Origin of the sequence: Pseudoalteromonas sp. 20-92 (assembly GCF_030847595.1) — a bacterium.
GTDB lineage: Bacteria > Pseudomonadota > Gammaproteobacteria > Enterobacterales > Alteromonadaceae > Pseudoalteromonas > Pseudoalteromonas fuliginea.
The window spans coordinates 93,923-99,922 of record NZ_JANJGQ010000017.1; the positions used below are offsets into that span (position 1 = coordinate 93,923).

Here is a 6,000-nt window from a genome sequence, read left to right on the forward strand (position 1 = left end):
TTGGCATGTAAGTTGAACTAATTGCTCATACTTTTAAAAAGGAATTACGATGACTGCTGAATACTTTATGGTACTAGGATTACTCGGTGTCGCATTTTTTGCTGTTGCAGGCGCGTTGCTTGGGTATGAGAAAAATATTAGCGGCTTTGGTGTCGTAGTGGTGGCAACGGTTACTGCATTAGGGGGCGGCACCCTCAGAGATATACTTTTAAACAAACCGGTATTTTGGATTGCTACCCCAGAGTATTTATATTCGACCTATGGGGCCGTTATAGCTGCGGTTGTATTTATTCGATACTTACCGCGCGTTAATAACTACTACTTTTTGTTGGTAGATGCTGTTGGTATGGCGCTATTTAATATTATGGGGATAGAAAAAGCACTCATTAATGGCTCTGGCATGGTGGTCGCAATTACCATGGGTATCACTACAGGTATATTTGGTGGTTTAATACGTGACGTAATTTGCCGTGAAGTACCAACTGTTATGCGCAGCGAACCTTACGCCTCTGCGTGTTTAGCGGGTGGCGCAGTTTATGCTGCTTTATTTAGCCTTAATGTAGATTACATTTGGTGTATTTTAGGCTCATTTTTCACGACTATCTTTTTAAGATTAGGCTCTTTGCATTGGGGTTGGCATTTAACTATTTTCAGAAAAAAAGACTTCAGAGATCAAAGCGACTAATTTTAGCTACGAATAGCCCGCGTTTGCATGTGGTACTCGTAATTATCCTCATCCGTTATAGTAAAACCCAGCCGCTTATAAAGTCCTAATGCTGGGTTGTTTTTAAGCACTGTGAGTTTAATGGGTTTTGACTGCGCATTTGTAATAACTTGTTCAATAACCGCTTTCCCATACCCTTTGTTTTGGTGCAATGGATGTATTTGTAATTGCATTATTTCAACGTGTTGAGCGTGTGTTTGGTATTTTAAAGTACCAATTGGTACCTCATTTATAACTATAAGATGGGAGCAGTCATATTGATCATCAAGCCTTAAAACATGCTGTTGATCTGTTAAAAATAACCCGGCATTTTCTAAGTGTTCAATCATAGTTAGTTTTCTGAGGCTTAATAAGTAGTCTCGGTCTGAATATGCTGCTTTTATGAATTTAAAAACCATAGTGCTCCCTTGCAACAGCCTTAATGTTTATATTTGTAGAACGAACCAAAATAAGTGCGCAGTATTAAATGTGCAAGCCAAGCTAACAAAGGCAATACTACCAATACCCAAGTGCTTTCCACCAAAGCCCGCCAATAATTCCCCACACACTTAAATTAATAACGCTCATTATAAGGCCCATTACCCACCAGTCTTTTAACGATACATAGCCTGAGCCAAACACTATGGGTGATGTGCCTGTTGCGTAATGCGTTAACGACATCATGAGTGATGAAGCGCCAGCTAACAGTAAACCTAAAAATAAAGGCGGAGCGCCAAGCGCTAAACCTGCGGCGTAAAATGCGGCAAACATAGCAGTAATATGTGCTGTGGTACTGGCAAAAAAGTAATGAGCGTAAAAATACACAGCTACCAATATAATCGCCGATACAATCCAGTCAAAGCCTAGTTGCGTAATATTGCTCTCAACAAGTGTTGAAAACCACGTTACCAAACCTAGTTTATTTAAAAAAGTGGCCATCATTACTAATGCTGAAAACCAAACAACGGTATCCCACGCAGACTTTTCTTTAAGTACATCGTCCCAGCTTAATACACCAGTCATTAATAAAACCGACAAACCTAAAAAAGCCACTGCGGTAGTATTAACCGCGTACTCAGCTCCTAAAATCATTGCAGGTACGCCGGCCCATAAAACAAGCAGCATAGCAAAAACACCCACCATTATTTTTTCGCCATAACTCATTGGGCCCATTTCAGTTAATTTAGATTCTGCGTAGGTTTTAGCGTCGGGTGTACTTTTAACTTCAGGTGGGTAAATGGCATAAACAACCAAAGGCACAAGGGCAATACATAGCAAACCAGGAACAAGCGCTGCCAGCGCCCATGTACCCCAAGTGATACTAATATTTGCACCGGTGGCATCAGCAATCAGCTTTACAATTAGCGGGTTTGGCGCAGTTGCTGTAATAAACATAGCTGATGTAATAGGGTTTATATGGTAGCTCACTAAAGCAAGGTAGTGCCCAATTTTACGAGATGTACCTTCCTCAGGAGACGAGCCAAAACTTGTTGCTATCGACTTCATTATTGGGTGAATAATAGCGCCGCCTCGCGCGGTATTACTTGGCGTTACAGGCGCTATAACAAGTTCAGAAAGTGCGAGTGCATAGCCAATACCAACTGTTTTTTTACCAAAAAGAGAAATAAAATTATAGCCAATACGATTTCCCAGACCAGTTTTAGCTAAACCCCGAGAAATAATAATGGCAATACCAATCAACCAAATTAATGAATTAGAAAAGCCACTTAATGCATCTCTAATAGCGCCAGATGGGCTGTCATTAGTTACGCCGGTTAACGCAACAGAAGTAATAGCTAAAATAGCAATGGCGCCGATAGGCATTGCTTTACCAATAATGGCAACTACAGTACCAATAAATAAAGCGAGCAAATGCCATGCGTTTTCGGTAACACCTTGCGGAGGCGGTACAGCAAACCAAAGTAGTAAAACAATGGCTATAGAAATCAGTCCAGAGGTAACTCGAATATCAGTACCCTTCATTAAAAATGTCCCTAAGTTTTAGAAATGCATGCATTCTGTTTATTGAAAAGGCGACGTTATTCTACTTCATTTAATAATAAAAAAGATGACGCACATCATATGAATATTAGACTTATTTAATTTTATTAATAAAGAGGAAATAAACTATAAACTAAAGTGATTGATTACATTACCCGATAAGAGCTTACAGTGTGCTTAATCAACTATGATTTTTAAGAGTTAGCTTGAATTGTTTTATAGGTTCGTAAGGTCTTTATGAGTCTTAACGAATACTTGGAAATACAATGAACTTAAAACTAACCAATAACGTGATTACTTTTTTATTAGGGAGTAGCTTTTTGCTACTTGGCTTATCCTTTGCGTTAGGAGCAAATCCTAATACGTTAACGGCTACGTTTAGTTTTTATAGCGTTGATTCGCTAATGTCTGTATCTGCGTTAGGTTTAATTAGTGGCTCATTTATGATTGCTTTAGCGTTTGCCACCGTGCTCGCTCGTTTTAAACTAATGAAACCTACACCAGCACTTTTACTTGCAGCAATTATAAGTTTAGTTGCATTACTTACCTTATTTGCCAGCAACCGTTGGATGGCGCAACTTGGCGGCTTTCCAATCATTGGTAGCGGGCAGGGCATAATTAAATACTTTGCTGTAGTGCCTTTATATTTATTTTTGTTTTATAAAGAAAAACTTACCGACAAACAACACGTACTTTTAAACTTTATACCGGTTGCTATGGTTTTACTGTGGATCGGCGGCATGAAGTTTTATGAGTTTGAAGCAAAAGGCATTGTAAGTTTAGTAGAAACCTCACCGTTTATGTCGTGGTTATACACGGTATTTAGCGTACAAGGCGCGTCTAACGTGATTGGCGGATTTGATGTATTATTTGTTGTGTTATTAGGCTTAGGGCTATTTTTAAATAATAAAAAGCTAATTATTGTAAGTGGCTTAGCGTGTTTGAGTGTATTTTTAATGACTCAAACATTCTTAATTACCGCAACCGGTGCATTTAGTGCCGCCACTTTATTAGATGGTCTCGGTATGTTTGTAATTAAAGATCTTTGGTATATAGCCAACCTTGCAGTAATTGCTAATTTAATGCTTTTTCAATCAGCTAAGTAATTTATAACGAGGCTTTATGATCAGTTGCCACCAATATGACTACATTGAAATTGCCTGTATGCACAGGCTGAATATTGAGCTTGTATTAAAAAATGGTGATGGTGTATGTGGTGTAGCCACTGATACAAAGCGCAATGCAAATAAAGACGAATGCATAGTTGTTAACGTAAATAACGAACTGCAACTCATTGCGCTCACTACAATCAGCGTACTTAAAACGCGTGAACAAAATCCATACTTTGACCACGTGAATTTTGATATAAAGTAAACACCTCACTCATTCGTTTTATTATAAACACCTCAACGAGCCTGTATCATTAATATGTTAAGGCTCGCTTATCTCACCAATGCTTTAGCTAATTACGCGCTAAATGCACAAAGCCAAAATTTTTCTTCAGACTGAACTATTCATATAAACAGCTATTTTACTTTGTCCAATAACATTATTAAAAGTCGTTTTGGTGCAAAATAATAAAGGCTTTTCATTACATGCCTAATTACTTGTTTACATTGAAGTTACTTAGTGGAATTATTGAACAATGTAATATACGCCGCTTTGGGGTGTTATAACCCCCCAAAGTGGTGTTCAATAAGAAGTGGTGTTCAATAAGATGTTAAATTTCTGCAAGCTGTGGAGTATATATGGAAGAGAATAAACACCTTATAGCATTTGCTTTACATTCAAATAGCTGGCTTTATGAGGTAGGTTCAAAAGAACAACTAGAGGCAGAGTCTACACAAGTGTTGCCAGAGGATTTTACAGCAGCAATGAAGGGAAAAGTATATTGCCCAGTTTGTACAACTCCGTTATCTAGAACCCCAGACCTAAAAAATATAACAACCAATGCTATAACTGCCCATTACAAGCACAAGCCGTCTTTTTCTCATGTTAATTGCCGCCTCAAAGTTCAAAAGAAGCAGGGGCAACTGTATAAGAATGAAGAAGAAGCAAAAAAAGCGATTGAAAATGAAGAGTTAGTTATTGTCTCTAGCTGGCAGCTTGATCCACCAGTAATCTCAGATGAAGACGACAAGCTAAAGGAATATGAACGTACGCCTGTCGAAGATGAAAATGGTCCTGAAACTGATGTTGCAATAGGTCGACACAATGGAGAAGAGTTTAAGCTGCCTAGTAAAATAAAGAATATTGGTGCGCTTTGTAGGGACTTCGATAAAAATGTTCATCGAGCATATATTCTACCTGAATCAAAAAACTTGAGAATTCTGAGGGATGCTCTTAATCCTGCAAGCATAGTTGTTGATGGCTTTGATAAGTTACCTCGGTTATTTTTTGCAAAAATTTCAAACTATAGAAGATTGACATATCGCAATATCATTTACGTCGAAACCCCTAACTTCGAAGAGTTTAAGTTATATACTTATCCCAAATTTGATGAAAGAAAGAACATTGATTCTTCGAAAATTGGACGATATATACTGTTCCATTCAGACATAGGGTGGGAGGGTGTGGATACCCCTAAAAGCTTCTTGGATGCATGGGGGCAGTATGGGTTACTTCCAGAAAAATATGAAAAGTACCTTCCTAAAAAAGAAATTTAACAAGTGCCTAAACCAAAGGACGCAAAACAGCAGGCTTGCGCTCCTTCGTCGCTAATTTTAGCCTGCTATTTTGCGCTGGTTAGGCAAGCGTTAGGTATACACATGAGTCTTCTACCAATGGCTGATGCAGTGTCCGATGAAAAGGACGTGAAGCAAGCTAAAAGGATTATTGCTGAAAAGCAATTAGTTGGTGCTGCCAACAACACAAAATGGAATGAACTCATCTCGGAAATGCGAGAACTACCCAATCCACCTTGCTACCGAACTAAGGTAGTTAATGACTACATATCAGGTTGGGATAGCGAATGGTATTATCATTTACCGTTCCCACTACTTTGCGTTGAATGGATTGATATTGAATTAACCGATAATGTCTTATCTATAGTGAGTAGTATTGGATTTGAATTCGAAAAAACTGAATCAACAATCAGGATTTGGGGTTACTTTCCAAAGTGTTACGAGAGCTTTGGTGAAAAGTATACCTAATCGGGTAGCCGGAGGTCTCTAACCTCCAGCCCCCACACCACCCATCATGCGGGTCCGCAATGGGCGCTTCATCTCCCGTAATGAATATTGATCCAAATATCTCTCAATGACACTAAACCTTGTGACGCTAAGTAGTCATTGCCT

General features: G+C 38.7%; 7 protein-coding genes. 5 read left to right on the forward strand and 2 right to left on the reverse strand.

Annotation, left to right across the window (positions count from 1 at the left end; translation table 11 throughout):
* The first annotated feature begins 49 nt into the window (after nt 1-49).
* On the forward strand, nt 50-685 hold the full coding sequence (locus NRL14_RS14450; protein WP_007378411.1) for a trimeric intracellular cation channel family protein: 636 nt from the start codon (nt 50-52) through the stop codon (nt 683-685).
* Between the two features lie 2 nt (nt 686-687).
* On the opposite strand, the gene NRL14_RS14455 is transcribed toward NRL14_RS14450, so the two are convergent.
* Nucleotides 688-1,122: an N-acetyltransferase gene (locus NRL14_RS14455; RefSeq protein WP_306724968.1), complete on the reverse strand. Its 435-nt coding sequence runs from the start codon at nt 1,120-1,122 to the stop codon at nt 688-690.
* Nucleotides 1,123-1,219: 97 nt separating this feature from the next.
* Nucleotides 1,220-2,686 (reverse strand): DASS family sodium-coupled anion symporter, encoded by a 1,467-nt coding sequence (locus NRL14_RS14460; RefSeq protein ID WP_306724969.1) that lies wholly within the window; start codon nt 2,684-2,686, stop codon nt 1,220-1,222.
* A gap of 284 nt (nt 2,687-2,970) precedes the next feature.
* On the opposite strand from NRL14_RS14460, the gene NRL14_RS14465 reads away from it, so the two are divergent.
* The 4 genes from NRL14_RS14465 (at nt 2,971) to NRL14_RS14480 (ending at nt 5,856) form a co-directional block, all read left to right on the forward strand.
* Complete coding sequence (locus NRL14_RS14465) at nt 2,971-3,810, forward strand: DUF417 family protein (protein ID WP_306724970.1); 840 nt, start codon at nt 2,971-2,973, stop codon at nt 3,808-3,810.
* Nucleotides 3,811-3,826: 16 nt separating this feature from the next.
* Nucleotides 3,827-4,078, forward strand: coding sequence for a Rho-binding antiterminator (locus NRL14_RS14470; protein WP_306724971.1), 252 nt, complete (start codon nt 3,827-3,829; stop codon nt 4,076-4,078).
* Between the two features lie 374 nt (nt 4,079-4,452).
* The gene (locus tag NRL14_RS14475) at nt 4,453-5,370 is read left to right on the forward strand and encodes a hypothetical protein (RefSeq protein ID WP_306724972.1); all 918 of its coding nucleotides are present in this window, start codon (nt 4,453-4,455) and stop codon (nt 5,368-5,370) included.
* 102 nt (nt 5,371-5,472) lie between these two features.
* Nucleotides 5,473-5,856 carry a DUF6678 family protein gene (locus NRL14_RS14480; RefSeq protein WP_306724973.1) on the forward strand — a complete coding sequence of 128 codons (384 nt, stop codon included), beginning with the start codon at nt 5,473-5,475 and terminating at the stop codon, nt 5,854-5,856.
* Nucleotides 5,857-6,000: the final 144 nt, after the last annotated feature.